General features: G+C 71.3%; 9 protein-coding genes, 4 tRNA genes and 1 riboswitch. Of the genes, 4 read left to right on the plus strand and 9 right to left on the minus strand.

Features of this window, described 5'->3' with window-relative positions; genetic code table 11:
* Nucleotides 1-166 precede the first annotated feature (166 nt).
* From AB8O64_RS17055 to AB8O64_RS17095, 9 genes are all read right to left on the minus strand, one after another.
* Nucleotides 167-1,453 (minus strand): M23 family metallopeptidase, encoded by a 1,287-nt coding sequence (locus tag AB8O64_RS17055; protein WP_370419885.1) that lies wholly within the window; start codon nucleotides 1,451-1,453, stop codon nucleotides 167-169.
* 10 nt (nucleotides 1,454-1,463) lie between these two features.
* A riboswitch (cyclic di-AMP (ydaO/yuaA leader) is annotated at nucleotides 1,464-1,632 on the minus strand.
* A 218-nt stretch (nucleotides 1,633-1,850) separates the two neighbouring features.
* Nucleotides 1,851-3,002 (minus strand): PP2C family protein-serine/threonine phosphatase, encoded by a 1,152-nt coding sequence (locus AB8O64_RS17060; RefSeq protein WP_370423887.1) that lies wholly within the window; start codon nucleotides 3,000-3,002, stop codon nucleotides 1,851-1,853.
* Between the two features lie 403 nt (nucleotides 3,003-3,405).
* A complete protein-coding gene (locus AB8O64_RS17065) occupies nucleotides 3,406-5,052 on the minus strand; it encodes a DEAD/DEAH box helicase (RefSeq protein ID WP_370419886.1) in 1,647 nt (548 codons plus the stop codon).
* A gap of 225 nt (nucleotides 5,053-5,277) precedes the next feature.
* Complete coding sequence (locus tag AB8O64_RS17070) at nucleotides 5,278-5,481, minus strand: cold-shock protein (RefSeq protein ID WP_130878768.1); 204 nt, start codon at nucleotides 5,479-5,481, stop codon at nucleotides 5,278-5,280.
* A 204-nt stretch (nucleotides 5,482-5,685) separates the two neighbouring features.
* A complete protein-coding gene (locus tag AB8O64_RS17075; protein ID WP_242626128.1) occupies nucleotides 5,686-6,504 on the minus strand; it encodes a DUF6227 family protein in 819 nt (272 codons plus the stop codon).
* 448 nt (nucleotides 6,505-6,952) lie between these two features.
* Nucleotides 6,953-7,025: transfer RNA gene (locus AB8O64_RS17080), tRNA-Lys, on the minus strand.
* A gap of 142 nt (nucleotides 7,026-7,167) precedes the next feature.
* A complete protein-coding gene (locus tag AB8O64_RS17085; RefSeq protein ID WP_370419887.1) occupies nucleotides 7,168-9,477 on the minus strand; it encodes a DEAD/DEAH box helicase in 2,310 nt (769 codons plus the stop codon).
* A 308-nt stretch (nucleotides 9,478-9,785) separates the two neighbouring features.
* On the minus strand, nucleotides 9,786-10,307 hold the full coding sequence (locus AB8O64_RS17090) for a hypothetical protein (RefSeq protein ID WP_370419888.1): 522 nt from the start codon (nucleotides 10,305-10,307) through the stop codon (nucleotides 9,786-9,788).
* A 121-nt stretch (nucleotides 10,308-10,428) separates the two neighbouring features.
* Nucleotides 10,429-10,779, minus strand: a complete 351-nt coding sequence (locus tag AB8O64_RS17095) for a metallopeptidase family protein (RefSeq protein ID WP_184734542.1) — start codon at nucleotides 10,777-10,779, stop codon at nucleotides 10,429-10,431.
* Between the two features lie 193 nt (nucleotides 10,780-10,972).
* On the opposite strand from AB8O64_RS17095, the gene AB8O64_RS17100 reads away from it, so the two are divergent.
* The 4 genes from AB8O64_RS17100 to hrpA all read left to right on the plus strand — a co-directional run bounded on the left by AB8O64_RS17100 (nucleotide 10,973) and on the right by hrpA (nucleotide 15,386).
* Nucleotides 10,973-11,045 (plus strand) — tRNA-Glu (locus tag AB8O64_RS17100).
* Nucleotides 11,046-11,084: 39 nt separating this feature from the next.
* A tRNA-Asp gene (locus AB8O64_RS17105) sits at nucleotides 11,085-11,159 on the plus strand.
* A 22-nt stretch (nucleotides 11,160-11,181) separates the two neighbouring features.
* Nucleotides 11,182-11,255 (plus strand) — tRNA-Phe (locus tag AB8O64_RS17110).
* Between the two features lie 177 nt (nucleotides 11,256-11,432).
* Entirely contained in the window at nucleotides 11,433-15,386 is a 3,954-nt protein-coding gene (gene hrpA / locus AB8O64_RS17115) for an ATP-dependent RNA helicase HrpA (RefSeq protein WP_370419889.1), read from the plus strand.
* Nucleotides 15,387-15,432: the final 46 nt, after the last annotated feature.

The following is a 15,432-nucleotide window of genomic DNA, read 5'->3' on the forward strand; positions in this document are numbered from 1 at the left end:
TTCCCACCTGAACCTGAAGCATTCGTGGCAAAGGTGTGGTTATCGGGACCGATTATCGGCGTCGTGCGGGACAGGCAGTGGGCGTAGGGCTTCTACGTTCGTACGAGCCTTTCCCCGCCCATGCCCCTTACGAAACGCTCCGCGCCCCTTGCGGCTGCAGGGCCCCTTACGGCTGCAGGCCCCGGCCGCGCAGCCACGACAGCGGGTCGACCGGCGAGCCGCCGCCCGGCCGGGTCTCCAGGTGCAGGTGGGGGCCCGTGACGTTGCCGGTCGCGCCGACCCGGCCGATCACGTCGCCCGCCGAGACCTGGCCGGAGGTGACCACCATCGAGGAGAGGTGGCAGTACCAGATCTGGGTGCCGTCGTTCAGCGTCAGCACGACGCGGTAGCCGTACGCGCCCGCCCACCCCGCGCTGGTGATCGTTCCGCCGTCGACCGCCTTGACCGGGGTGCCGGTCGGGGCGGCGAAGTCCGCGCCGGTGTGGTTCGCGGACCACATGTCGCCGGCCTGGCCGAAGCCCGCGGTCAGCGTGTACGAGCCGACGGGGAGGGAGTAAGAGCCCGAGCTGTGGCCGCTGCCACCGCCCGAGGACTCCGACCCGCCGCCCCCGGGTTCGCTCGAAGATTCGTCAGAAGATTCGTTCGAAGACTTCTCTGCGGCCTTCTCGGCCGCCTTTTCCGCTTCCGCCTTCTTCTTCTCGGCCGCCGCCTCGGCTTCCGCCTTCTCCTTCTCGGCCGCGGCCTGCTCCGCCTTCTCGGCCGCCGCCTTCCGGTGGGCCTCGGCGGCCTTCTTCGCCTCGGCCTCGCGGGCCTCCTCGTCGCCGAGGTTCTGCTGGTGCTCGGCCTGCTGGAGGATGCGGGCGCGTAGCGCCTCGCCGGCGTCGGACGTGCCGCGGGCCGCCTCCTCGGCGGACAGTCCCGCCTGGGTCAGCGGCTGATCGGCACCGGGTGCCTGCGCCGCGGCGGGGCCGGAAGCGGCGTCCTTCTTCTTGTCGTCGTCATCCGCCAGCAGCGCGCCGAAGCCGGGGATGCTCTGGGCCACGTCGGGCACGGATATCGGCGCCGCCGGGCGGTCCTGGGCGGTCGCCATGCCGCCCGCGCCGACCGCCGCGATCACGCCGACGCCGAGGACCGCGCCACTGCGGGCCATCGTGCCGCCGCGCTGCTTGACGACGCGGTGTCTGCCACGGACCGGGGCGACGGACTCCGCGGTGGGGTTCCACACCTCCCCGGGCTCCGCGGCCGGCTCTGCGGCGGCCATGGGGTTCACGGTGGGCTCGACGGCGACGGCGGGCTCGGCCGCGGGCGTCAGAGGAGTCATGTACGCGGGCACGATCGAAGGCTCCGGCGCGTAGGACCCGTACGGCTCGGACGGCTCCGGCTGCTCGTACGACCCGTACGGCCCGTACGACCCGTAGGAACCATCGCCGGGGGCAGGCTTGTTGGACGCCACGAGGGCGACTCCTTTCCTTCCTTCTCGCCTACCGGGTTAGCTGACGGGTTCGGAACAGGAAGGTCTCCTACGGGCCGGAGTACGGCCCGATTCACCCCAAGTTTGGTGGTTCCCCGGTTCCCGGTTGTCGCTGGTGGTGCAGATGGTGCTGTGCCCGCGGGATTCGGCGAAGGCGCACGGTGCCGCCTCTTGCGGCGGCTGTGACGACCGCGCTGCGTTATCGAACGTTAATAGACATGGCTGGCGGATTCCAAGCCGAACGCCCGAACCCACCGGCTTTCGGGGCCTACTTCACAGGACACGCGGGTTTCCCCGGAGGCGAGTTACTGCGCGCTACCGGAACACCACGGAGTTGATCCCTCGTCAGGCCATATCGACGGCCCGCGCCGATTCAAGATCAATTACGGTCGTCGGAGGAACCGGCGGGAGAACCGGCAGCAGATCCGTGCGGGGAAGTGTGCGTCCGCGTGGACGTCACGGTCGCGGTGAGAGTGCCGCGCGCGACGGCCACGGGATGGTGGAAGCCGTCACCGCGCCGGATCGCCAGAAGGGCCATGTCGTCAGCCGTGTGCCCGCCCGAGTGGTGGGCCACGTCCGCGGCGAGGACGTCGAGGAGCGCGTCCGGGCTCCGGAACTGCCTGCCGCGCAACCGGTCCTGCGGGACGTAGAAGACGCCGTCCGCGTCCCGGGCCTCCGTCACCCCGTCGGTGAACAGCAGCAGCGTCGAACCCGCCGGGAACTCCCGCTCCTCCGCCCGGTCCGGCCACCCACCCAGGTCCCCCATGCCGAGCGGCAGCGCGGGCACCTCCGGGTACGTCTCGGCCACCCGCCCGTCCGCGTGCAGCAGCAGCGGGGGCGGGTGGCCGCGGTTCACCAGGCGCAGTGTGTTCGCCCCGGGCGGCACCTCCGCAAGTACCGCGGTGGTGAAGCCCTCGGACTGGTCCAGGTTGGCGCGCCGTCTGCCCTCCCGCCACAACGCGTGCTCCAGCCGGGCCGCGAGCGCCTCGAGCGTGCGCTCCTGCTCGGCGGCCTCCCGGAAGGCGCCGATCACCACCGCGACGGCCTCCACCGCGCCCAGTCCCTTGCCGCGCACGTCGCCGACGATCACGCGCACGCCGTGCGGGGTGTCCTGGACGGCGTAGAGGTCGCCGCCGATCCGGGCGTCGGCCTGGGCCGCCACATAGCGCGCGGCGACGCGCAGCCCGGCGATGCGGGCGGGCGGCGTCGGCAGGACCGCGCGCTGGGCGGCCTCGGCGATGCCGCGCGCGGAGGCGAGCTGCTGGTCGCCGTGGCGCACGATGCGGTTGAGACCGAGGGCGAGGAGGGAGACGGCCGTGACCGTGACGACCTCGGTCGCGGACTCGGCGGTGTCGTGGACGCGGTGGTACACCGCGAGGGTGATGGCCGCGCCCACGGCCGCCAGGGCGGTCGTCACGGTGGCGCGCAGGGACAGCAGGGCCGCCGCGACGAGGGGGGCGGAGCAGAAGAAGGGGGCGTAGGTGAAGCGGGGAGGGGTGAAGTAGTCGAAGGCGGCGCCGCCGACGATCAGGAGGGCCGGGAGCCATCTCGCTGCGCGGCGGGCAACTGTCCAGTGGGACTCCCCGCCGTTCCGCTGCGGCGGGTTCCACGGGGGGTTCGATGCCGGGCCTCGGGCCGGATCGCGGGCCGGGCCGCAGGCCGCCTCACGTGCCGGGTCGCGCGTCGAAGCCGACCCGGGCTCGCCTCGCTTCCCCACCGTGTTCTCTCCTGACGACCGGCCGTCCCGCGCGTATCCCCTCAGCCTCGCGCGTGCCGGAAGGGCAGGCGAGCGGGGATCCGCCGTCGGAGTGGGGCGGGGCCCGGATTCCGGGGGCCGCGGGCGCGTCCACAAACGCCGGACGGGCTGGATGTGGCTGAGCTCAGCCACATCCAGCCCGTCCGGCGTCAAAGACCGTCAGGTCACTCCGTACGCGTCACGCCGCGGACGGGCGACGGCCGCCGCCGCCCGTGCCGCCACCACCGCCGCCGCTGCGACGGCCACGGCCGACCGCGTTGCCCGGGCGGGTGCCGGAGCGGCGGGAGCCCTCCGTGCCGTTGCCGAAGCCACGGAACGGACGGCTGCCGCTGTTGCCCGAGCCGCCCGCGTTGGAGCCGGAGGCGTCCGTGCGGGTGCGGCCGCGGCCACCGCGGCTGCCGCGCGAGCTCGACGACTTGCCGGTGCTCTGCGGCTGGGCCGGGGCCGGGGGCGTGATGACGACCGGGACACCGCTGGGCTCGCGGGCGCCGGTGATGCGGGCGAGCTCCGGGTCGGTCGGGTACGTCTTGATGACGTTCGGCGTGATCTGGGCCGTGGTCATCATCCGGGACATCTCACGGCGCTGCTCGGGCAGCACGAACGTGACGACCGTGCCGGACTCGCCGGCGCGCGCGGTGCGGCCACCGCGGTGCAGGTAGTCCTTGTGGTCGGTCGGCGGGTCGATGTTCACGACGAGGTCGAGGCCGTCGATGTGGATGCCGCGCGCGGCGACGTTCGTCGCGACCAGGGCGGTGACCTGGTCGGTGCGGAACTGGTCCAGCGTGCGGTTGCGCTGCGGCTGGCTCTTGCCACCGTGCAGCGCGGCGGCCCGGACGCCCTCGGACAGCAGCTTCTTCACCAGGCGGTCGGCGCCGCGCTTGGTGTCCACGAACATGATCACGCGCCCGGCGCGGGCGGCGACCCGGGTGACGGAGTCCTTCTTGTCCTGGTCCGTCACGTGGAACAGGTGGTGGTCCATCGTGGAGACCGCGCCGACGGAGGCGTCGACGGAGTGCGTCACCGGGTCGGTGAGGAAGCGGCGGACGAGCCGGTCGACGTTGCGGTCGAGGGTCGCGGAGAACAGCATGCGCTGGCCGTCCGGGTCGACCTGGTCGAGCAGCTTGGTGACCTGCGGCAGGAAGCCCATGTCGGCCATCTGGTCGGCCTCGTCCAGGACCGTGATCCGCACGTCGCCGAGCTTGGCGTCACCGCGCTGGATGAGGTCGGCGAGGCGGCCGGGGGTCGCGACGAGCACCTCGGCGCCGCGCGCGAGGGTCTGCGCCTGGCGGCCGATGGACATGCCGCCGACGACCGTGGCGATCCGCAGGTTCACGGCGGTCGCGTACGGGCTGAGCGAGTCGGTGACCTGCTGGGCCAGCTCACGGGTGGGGACGAGGACCATGGCGAGCGGGCGCTTGGGCTCCGCCCGGCGGCCCGCGGTACGGGCGAGCAGCGCCAGGCCGAAGGCCAGGGTCTTGCCGGAGCCCGTGCGGCCGCGGCCGAGGACATCGCGGCCGGCGAGCGCGTTGGGCAGCGTCGCGGCCTGGATCGGGAACGGCTCGGTGACGCCTTCGCGGGTCAGCGTGGCGAGCAGGCCGTTCGGCATGTCCAGCGCGTCGAAGGTCTCGACGGGCGGCAGCGCGGGGGTGGTGCTGACCGGCATCTCGAACTCGCCCTGGAGGGGAGCGGCGGCGGGCTTGCGGCCCTTGGACTGGCCGCCACGGGGCTGACCGCCACGGGAGGACTGCGGGCCACGCGCGCGCGACGGGCGGGCGGAGCCGCCGTCGGCGGAGGACGAGCGGGCAGGGCGGGCTGAGCGGGTCATTCGGGGACCTTCCCTCAATGGGGTGGCACGCCCGAGATCAAGGACTTCGCATCGCGAGGCCGTCCGGGACGGACAGCGGCGGAAAAGCCTGGGCGCGCTGGTGCGGGGGCAACAATGGGGCCCGCACCCAGTGGTGCGGGCCCCATTGCGTTAATGCTCTATGCGATACCCGGTCGAGTCATCGGGCCGAAAGGCCTTTCCATCGACCGGGCGGGCATCCGATCGTCAGGCAGCGACGATGTTCTCGGCCTGCAGGCCCTTCTGGCCCTGCGTGACGTCGAAGGAAACCTTCTGGCCCTCGAGCAGCTCACGGAAGCCGGAGGAGGCGATGTTCGAGTAGTGGGCGAAGACGTCCGGGCCGCCGCCGTCCTGCTCGATGAAGCCGAAGCCCTTTTCAGCGTTGAACCACTTCACGGTGCCAGTAGCCATGTCTATCTCCTTGTGAATGGGATGGGCCCCACACCGGAATAGACCGGCAAAAACAAAAATGCGCCTTCGGTTACAAAACCGTCAGGCGCACACGAGTTCATGGGTACCACAACTGCAACTTGAAAGACCATAGCACACACAGGCGGCCCCCCGTAACCCCCACCGCCGCCCCGGTTTCCCGGGGTCCCGCCGCGGGCCGCCCGGCTACAGCTCCACGCCCTGCGCGCGGGCGTGCCGGTCCGCCGCCACCTCGGCCTCCGCCTCGTCGAGGTAGACCTCGCACACCAGCCGGCCGTCGGCCGTCAGATTGTGCTCCAGCTCCCAGAGGCTGACCTCGCCGCCGCCCTCCAGCAGGAACGCGTGCTCATAGAAGCGGCACCACGTCGCGTCCCGCCCGGCACCCCGCCGGCGCGGCTTGGTGATCAGCGCGATGTGGTGTCCGAGCGCCCCCTGGAGCAGCTCGCGCACCACCTCGCCGGGCCCGTCCGCGTTCTCCGCGCGGCGCAGCAGGCGGCGGGCGTGGTCGGGCGAGGCGTCGCAGACGTACTCCCGGTGGGGGCGCGTCGGCCCCATCGCGAGCAGCAGCTCCTCCGCCAGCCAGGCGGGCAGCTCCTCGGCCTCGGTGCCGGGGCCGATGCCGCCGCCGATCCGCTCGTGCACCCGGCGCTCGGCCTGGTCCAGTGCCTCCTCCCGGGCGTACACCTCGTAGAGGAAGCGGTCGTCCGGCCCGGTGTCGTGCTCCAGCTCGTACAGCAGCCGGCTGCTGCCGTCGGAGAGCAGGAAGACATGCCGGTAGGTGTTGCAGCGCAGCGGCCGCGGCTCGTCATTGCGCTGGCGGTACGAGCGCAGCTCCGACTGGTGCATGAGCGCGGTCCGCAGCCGGTCGAGCAGCGGCTCGTCGAGCTCGAACCCGTTCTGCGCCCGCTTCAGCAGCTCCTCCACCTGGTCGGCGGGCGTCGGCTCGCCGCCGCCCACCCCGGCCCGCGTCTCGCCCTCGCCCTCACCCGCTCGCGAATGCTCCACGTCTCCGCCTCCCGACCCTCGCCTCACCCACCCCGCGCACTTACCGTAGCGGCGCGAACACGCCTCGGGGGCGGGAATTTCACTAACTGAGCGCGGTTCAACGGGGTTTCGGACGGGAATAAGGGAAGAATGTCCGGGAAGGGGACGTACGCCCGGGCCGACCGCCAGGTCGCGCCACCCTCTCGCCACAACTCCCCGCCATACACAGGCAGTCACGCGGGAACCCGGCCGTCCGTCAGGAAACTCCCCTGGTCGCCGCCCTCGGAGCCCGCGAGGCCGGGCCGGGGCCCATGGCTCCCGCGTCGAGCGCGCCGCAGCCCGTCGAACGCCCCCGGTGGCCGCGCGACGGCCGCGCACGGCCCCGGGAACGACGGAGCGCCCCGCCCGGCAGGAGCCGGACGAGGCGCTCGACCGCAGGTCAGGGGGCGTCACCCCGACCCGCGTGCGGTAGGCCGTGTGGGACTCGAACCCACAACCAATGGATTAAAAGTCCACTGCTCTGCCAATTGAGCTAACGGCCCGCACCCCGCAGCATAGCCCGGCCGACCGCCGGAGCCCGAGTCGTATTCGCCGGGGCCGCGTCACGGATGTCGAAGGGGGCGTACGCAGAAGGGCCCGTACGGCACAAATGTGTCGTACGGGCCCTCAGATCAGCTGCGGTTATCAGCCGTTGCGCTTCCAGCGGGGCTTGTCGTCCCGGCGGCCGAAGGAGCCGGTGGCGGTGCCGCCACCACGGTGGTCGTCACGACGGCCGGCCGGACGGTCGCCACCGGAGCGGTAGCCGCCGGTCGAGGGGCGGTCGTCACGACGGTCGCGGTTGAACGGGCGGTCGCCGCCGCCGGAGCGGAAGCCGCCGCCGGAGGCCGGGCGGTCGCCACCGGAGCGGAAGCCACCGGAGGGGCGGTCGTCACGGCGGAAGCCGCCACCGGAGCGGTCGTCACGACGGTCGTCGCGACGGAAGCCACCACCGGCGGGACGCTCGTCACGACGCTCGTCACGACGGAACCCACCCGACGGACGGTCGCCACCGGAACGGAAACCACCGGAGGGGCGGTCATCGCGGCGGAAGCCGCCACCGGAGCGGTCGTCACGACGGTCGTCGCGACGGAAGCCACCACCGGCGGGACGCTCGTCACGACGCTCGTCACGACGGAACCCACCCGACGGACGGTCGCCACCGGAACGGAAACCACCGGACGGACGGTCGTCACGGCGGAAGCCACCGGACGGACGGTCGTCGCGACGGAAGCCACCCGAAGAGCGGTCGTCGCGGCGGTCGTCGCGGCGGAACCCGCCGGAGCGGTCGTCACGACGGTCGTCACGGCGGAAGCCGCCCGAGGAACGGTCGTCACGGCGCTCGTAGTTGCCACGCTCGTCACGCGGGGTCGACGCGGACTGCGCGGGCACGGCGGCGGCGGCCTCTTCGGCCTTGGCCTCGTTGGCAGCGGCCTCGGCCGCGGCGGCCACGGCGGCCTCCGGGTCCTCGCCACGCTCACGGGCGGCGCGCGCCACGAGGCGGTCGGCCTCCTCGCGGAGCTCGGTGGCACGGCGCTGGACGCGCTCCACCTGGCGGTTGAGGTCCTGGAGCTCGCGCTCGGCCTGCTTGGCGGCGTTGGCCGCGGAGTCGGCCTGGACCTCGGTGAGCGAACGCGCACCGGTGATCTTGGCGACGTCCTCGTCGAAGGCGCCGGCGCCACCGACGATGTGGCGCGAGGCGTCGACGCCCGCGTCCTCCATCAGACGGAAGATCTGCTTGCGCTGGTGCGGCAGGGCCAGGGAGACGACCGTGCCGGACTTGCCGGCGCGGGCCGTACGGCCGGAGCGGTGCAGGTAGTCCTTGTGGTCACCGGCGGGGTCGACGTTCAGCACGAGGTCGATGCCGTCGACGTGGATGCCGCGCGCGGCGACGTCGGTGGCGACGAGGACGTTGACGTGGCCGCCCTTGAAGTCCTCCAGCACGCGGGTACGCGCGCCCTGGGTCATGCCGCCGTGCAGCGCGTCGGCGCGGACACCGGAGTCGAGCAGCTGCTCGGCCACGCGGTCGGCACCCAGCTGGGTACGGACGAAGATGATCGTGCGGCCCTTGCGGGCGGCGATGGCGGCCGTGACCGGCGCCTTGTCCTTCGGCTTCACGACGAGGACGTGGTGCGTCATCGTGGTGACCGCGCCCTGGGCCGCGTCCACCTCGTGGGTGACGGGGTTGACCAGGTAGCGCTTGACGAGGGTGTCGATCTCGTTCTCCAGCGTCGCGGAGAACAGCAGACGCTGACCACCGGACGGGACCTGGTCGAGGATCTCGGTGACCTCGGGCAGGAAGCCCATGTCGGCCATCTGGTCGGCCTCGTCGAGGACGGCGACCTGGACCTTGTCGAGCTTGGCGGCACCGCGGTTGATGATGTCGCGCAGACGGCCCGGGGTGGCGACGAGGATGTCGACGCCGCGCTCCAGGGCGTAGATCTGGTTCCCCATCGACGTACCGCCGCAGACGACCTTCATCTTCAGGCCGAGCACGTCACCGTACGGCTGGAGGGCGTCGGCGACCTGCATCGCCAGCTCGCGGGTCGGGGTGAGGATCAGACCGCGGGGGCTCTTCTTCTCGGTGTGGCCACCGGAGAGGACCGTCAGCAGCGGCAGACCGAAGGAGAGGGTCTTGCCGGAGCCGGTGCGGCCACGGCCGAGGATGTCCTTGCCGGCCAGGGCGTCCGGGATGGTCGCGGCCTGGATCGGGAAGGGCGTGGTCACGCCGTTCTGCGCGAGCTTGCGGACGATGGCCTCGTCCAGACCGAGGTCGGCGAAGGTGACCGTCGGCTCGGCGTCCGCGTCGTCGGAGTCGGCGGCGACGTCGGTGTCGACATCGGCGACAGCGTCGATGACGGGGGCGTCGGTGAGGGTGTCGGGGGTGGTGTCAGCGGCAGCCTCGACAACGATCTCGTCGTTCTCGGGCATGACGGTCTGCTCAGTGGAAATGGACATGCGAAATGCGAAACCTTCCGGAGTTTCGGCACGCGCCCAAGCTCCGTGTCGGCTTCACAAATGACCGCCTCGATGCGGTCAGCCACGGCAAGGTAAGGAACGCGCCACACGGCGCGCTTCTATCAGGCGCCGGGCAAATGGGATCAAACGATCTACCACCATACGCACCCACCACCACATCGCGCAAGTCCCCTCCGGCGGGATACCTCGAATGGGCATTCGAAGCGATGGCGTGCACCCCTCCTGACCTGCCATTTCATCCCCGCATCAGCATCCGCGCCTACGACTGCGAGGCGGCTACGAGGCGGCTACGAGGCGACCGGACCCGCCTGCGGAGCCGGCTGCGGAGCGGGCGGGGTCGTCTCCGCGGGAGGCGTCGGCGCGGGCGGCGAGGGCGGGCTGCTCGGCGGCTGCGAAGCCGGCTGGGACGGCGCCGACGGCCGCCCGGGGTGCGGTTCCGTGCCCGGCCCCGGGCCACCCGGCGGTTTCGACCGCTCCCCCGGCTTGCCCGGCTTCCCCGCGGGCGGCGACGCCCCGGCCGACCCGGCGGACGGGGAAGGGGAGGAGGACGCCGCGGACGCCCCCTTGGCCGCGGGGCTCCCGCTCGCGCCGTGCGGCACCTTCGCGCCCGGCCTGCCCGGCCGACCGTCCACCGCCGGCAACCCGCCGTCCGGCCGGGTCCCCACCTCGCGCTGCTTGCCCGAGCCCGAGGGCGTCGCCCGGTCCGGGTCGCTCACGCTCATGCAGCCGCCGAGGGCCAGCGCCGCGACGGTCACGGCGGCGATACGGGTGAACGTCACGGCTGACGCCAGGGCTGGCTTTGCGGGCATGAGCGGGACCGCCTTCGGGTCGCGGGGGGACAGGCCCCCTGCCCAACTGGCCCCGCCCCGCCCAGGACACGCGCGGCGCGCCGCCACCCGACCGGCGTAGCGCGCCCGGCACCCGTCCCCGTCAGCCGTAGCCGAGGGCGTGCAGCCGCTCGTCGTCGATCCCGAAGTGGTGCGCCACCTCGTGAACAACAGTCACTTCCGTCTCCTCCACGGCCTCTTCCCGGGTCTCGCACATCCGCAGCGTCGGCCCCCGGTAGATCGTGATGCGGTCCGGCAGCACTCCCGCGTACCACTCACCGCGCTCGGTCAGCGGCGTCCCCTCGTAGAGGCCGAGCAGCTCCGGGTCCTCCGCCGGCGGCTCGTCCTCCACGAACACCGCGACGTTGTCCATCAGCCGCGTCAGCTCCGGCGGGATGCGGTCCAGGGCTTCGGCGACCAGTTCCTCGAACTCCTCGCGCGTCATCTCCAGCACGCTCGCCATTGTCCGCCAACGGTGCGCCGGGCGCTGTACCTCGGCGGGCACTTCCGGGGATCTTCCGGCCGCGCCGCACCCCCGGCCCGGCCCCGCCGCGAAGGCTCAGGGAAACCGTTTTGGCGTTCCCTCCCTCCATCCCATATGCTTCTCACGTCCCCGACGCGCTGCAAAGCGCCCAGGTGGGCCATCAGCCCTCATCGTCTAGTGGCCCAGGACGCCGCCCTTTCAAGGCGGTAGCACGGGTTCGAATCCCGTTGGGGGCACGCAATACCGTGTGCGAGACTAGTGCTCGCACATTGCAAGGTCCTGTGGAGCAGTTTGGAGTGCTCGCCACCCTGTCAAGGTGGAGGCCGCGGGTTCAAATCCCGTCAGGACCGCTGCGGCTCGTAAGAGCTGCGTGGCTGGGTAGCTCAGTTGGTACGAGCGATCGCCTGAAAAGCGATAGGTCGCCGGTTCGACCCCGGCCCCAGCCACGGTGAGGCCCCCGTCTTCGACGGGGGCCTCAGTCTTTTCCGGGATCTTCCCCGGACCTTCGGGGCCGGCCCCGGTCCCCGTGCGCGGCGCGAGCTCCGGCGCGCACCAGGCAAAGAACTTTCCCCGCCTAAATGCGTTCGCCGCTTCGCGACCGCTGGTGCGATCCTGGACTTCGTATGTCTACGCAGCCTGCCCCCGCCACCGCCGCCGGCCTCGCCGCCCGCCTGCCCGAGCTGACGCTGCGCGATCAGCAGCGGCTGGGCCGCCGGCTCGACGGCGCGCGCCGCATCCGTAAGCCCGAAGCCCGAACGGCCGTACTGGCCGAGATCGCGGCCGATCTCGACACCGCCGAACTGCGCGTCGCCAACCGCCGCGCGGCCGTGCCCGAGATCACCTACCCCGAACAGCTGCCGGTCAGCCAGAAGAAGGACGAGATTCTCGAAGCGATCCGCGACCACCAGGTCGTGATCGTCGCGGGCGAGACCGGCTCCGGCAAGACCACCCAGATCCCGAAGATCTGTCTGGAGCTCGGCCGCGGGGTCAAGGGCCTCATCGGCCACACCCAGCCCCGCCGGATCGCCGCGCGCACCGTGGCGGAGCGGGTCGCCGAGGAGCTGCGCACCCCGCTCGGCGAGGCGGTGGGCTGGAAGGTCCGCTTCACCGACCAGGTCGGTGGCGAGACGCTCGTGAAGCTGATGACCGACGGCATCCTGCTCGCCGAGATCCAGACGGACCGCGAGCTGCGCCAGTACGACACGATCATCATCGACGAGGCGCACGAGCGCAGCCTCAACATCGACTTCATCCTGGGCTACCTCGCCCAGCTGCTGCCCCGTCGCCCCGACCTCAAGGTCGTCATCACCTCGGCGACGATCGACCCGGAGCGCTTCTCCCGCCACTTCGGGGACGCCCCGATCGTGGAGGTCAGCGGGCGTACGTACCCCGTCGAGGTGCGCTACCGGCCGCTGCTGGAGGAGGACTCCAGCGACCCCGACCGCGATCAGATCACCGCGATCTGCGACGCCGTCGACGAGCTCCAGCGCGAGGGCGACGGCGACATCCTCGTCTTCCTCTCCGGCGAGCGGGAGATCCGGGACACCGCCGACGCGCTGGAGAAGAAGAAACTGAGGTTCACGGAGGTGCTGCCGCTGTACGCGCGGCTGTCGCACGCCGAGCAGCACCGGGTCTTCCAGCGCCACAGCGGCCGTCGCATCGTCCTCGCGACGAACGTGGCGGAGACGTCGCTGACCGTGCCGGGCATCCGGTACGTCATCGACCCGGGCTCGGCCCGTATCTCGCGCTACAGCCATCGCACCAAGGTGCAGCGGCTGCCGATCGAGCCGGTCAGCCAGGCGAGCGCCAATCAGCGCAAGGGCCGCTGCGGCCGTACGTCGGACGGCATCTGTATCCGGCTCTATTCCGAGGACGACTTCCTCTCCCGGCCGGAGTTCACCGACGCGGAGATCCTGCGGACGAATCTGGCCTCCGTCATCCTCCAGATGACCGCCGCCGGCCTCGGGGACATCGAGAAGTTCCCGTTCATCGACCCGCCGGACCGGCGCAACATCAAGGACGGTGTCGACCTCCTCCAGGAGCTGGGGGCGATCGACCCCAAGGAGAAGGACCACAAGAAGCGGCTCACCCCGCTCGGCCGCAAGCTCTCGCAGCTGCCGCTGGACCCCCGGCTGGCCCGGATGGTCCTGGAGGCCGACCGCAACGGCTGTGCGCGCGAGGTCATGGTCATCGCCGCCGCGCTGTCCATCCAGGATCCGCGCGAGCGGCCCTCAGAGAAGCAGCAGCAGGCGGACCAGCAGCACGCCCGGTTCAAGGACGAGACGAGCGACTTCCTCGCCTTCCTGAACCTGTGGCGCTATGTGCGCGAGCAGCAGAAGACGCTGTCGTCCTCGGCCTTCCGCCGGATGTGCAAGTCGGAGTTCCTGAACTATCTGCGGATACGTGAGTGGCAGGACATCTACAGCCAGCTGCGTACGGTCGCGAAGACGATGGGCATCCAGTTCGCGGAGGGCGACGCGGCGCCCGACCACATCCATCAGTCGCTGCTGGTGGGTCTGCTGTCCCACATCGGCCTCAAGGACACCGAGAAGAACGAATACCTCGGTGCCCGCAGCGCGAAGTTCGCGGCGTTCCCGGGCTCGGCGCTGTTCAAGAAGCCGCCGCGCTGGATCATGTCGGCGGAGCTGGTGGAGACCTCGCGGCTGTGGGCGCGGGTCAACGCGAAGATCGAGCCTGAATGGATCGAGCCGCTCGCCCAGCACCTGGTGAAGCGCACGTACAGCGAGCCGCACTGGGAGCAGAAGCAGGCGGCCGTGATGGCCTACGAGCGGGTGACGCTGTACGGCGTGCCGATCGTGGCCCAGCGGAAGGTGAACTACGGGCGGATCGACCCGGAGACCAGCCGTGATCTCTTCATCCGCAACGCCCTGGTCGAGGGCGACTGGCGAACCCATCACCAGTTCTTCCACGACAACCGCAAACTGCTCGGCGAGGTCGAGGAGTTGGAGCACCGCGCCCGGCGTCGCGACATCATGGTCGACGACGAGACGCTCTTCGACTTCTACGACCAGCGGCTGCCCGAGCACGTAGTCTCGGGTGCGCATTTCGACTCCTGGTGGAAGCACAAGCGGCGCGAGGAGCCGGAGCTGCTCAATTTCGAGCACTCCATGCTCATCAATGAGAACGCCGAGGCGGTCACCAAGGACGACTATCCGGATTCCTGGCGGCAGGGCCGGCTGAAGTTCAAGGTCACGTATCAGTTCGAGCCGGGCGCGGACGCGGACGGTGTGACCGTCCATGTGCCGCTCCAGGTGCTCAACCAGGTCTCGGCCGAGGGCTTCGACTGGCAGATCCCCGGCCTCCGCGAGGATCTGGTGACCGAGCTGATCCGCTCCCTCCCGAAGCCGATCCGGCGGAACTACGTCCCGGCGCCGAACTACGCCAAGGCGTTCCTGGACCGGGCCGTGCCCCTGCAGGAGCCGCTGGCCACGACGCTGACGCGGGAGCTGCAGCGGATGGTGGGCGTACGGATGGAGCCGGAGGACTTCGACTTCGGCAAGGTCCCCGACCACCTGAAGATCACCTTCCGGATCATTGACGAGCGCAAGCGGAAGATCGCGGAGGACAAGGACCTCGAGGCGCTGCGGATCCGGCTCAAGCCGAAGACGCAGGCCGCGATCACCAAGGCCTTCGAGCAGGCCTCCGTGACCACGTCGGGCGACGCGGGCGGCTCGCGCGGCCCGGAGCAGCGCTCGGGGCTGACCCAGTGGACGATCGGGACGCTGCCGCGCACCTTCGAGACCCGGCGGGCGGGTCAGCCGGTGAAGGCGTATCCGGCGCTGGTGGACGAGGGCACGTCGGTGGCGGTGCGACTCTTCGACACCGAGCCGGAGCAGCGCGAGGCGATGTGGGCCGGCACCCGTCGGCTCATCCTGCTCAATCTGCCGTCCAACCCCGCGAAATTCGCCCAGGACAAGCTGAACAACCAGCAGAAGCTCGCCCTGTCGCGGAATCCGCACGGTTCCATCCAGGCCCTTTTCGACGACTGTGTGTCCGGTGCCGCCGACAAGCTGATCGCGGCGCACGGCGGGCCCGCGTGGGACGAGGAGTCCTTCCGCAAGCTCTTCGACGCCGTGCGGGCGGACATCGTCGACGCGACGCTGGACGCCATCCGCAAGGTCCGGGAGGTGCTGGCCGCCTGGCAGGCGTGCGAGCGCCGGCTGAAGGACACCAAGTCGCTCGTGCTGGTCCCGTCCGTCGCCGACGTCAAGGAGCAGCTGGCCGATCTCGTGCGGCCCGGCTTCGTGACCGCCCACGGCGTCCGCCGGCTGCCGGATCTGCTCCGGTATCTGGTGGCGGTCGACCGGCGGCTGACGCAACTGCCCACCAACGCCGAGCGGGACCGCACCCGGATGGCGAAGGTGCACGAGATGCGCGACGAGTACCTCTGGCTCCTGGAGCAGTTCCCCAAGGGCCGGCCCGTGCCGCAGGAGGCGCGGGACATCCGCTGGATGATCGAGGAGCTGCGGGTCAGCTACTTCGCACACGCGCTGGGCACGGCTCATCCGGTGTCGGACAAGCGGATCGTGAAGGCCATCGACGCGCTGGCGCCGTAGGCGCCGGTGTGCCGGGAAGCCGGTCCGGGGCCCCCTTCGGAAGTCC

The sequence above is a fragment of the Streptomyces sp. QH1-20 genome (genome assembly GCF_041283565.1).
In the GTDB taxonomy this organism is placed as follows: Bacteria; Actinomycetota; Actinomycetes; order Streptomycetales; family Streptomycetaceae; genus Streptomyces; species Streptomyces syringius.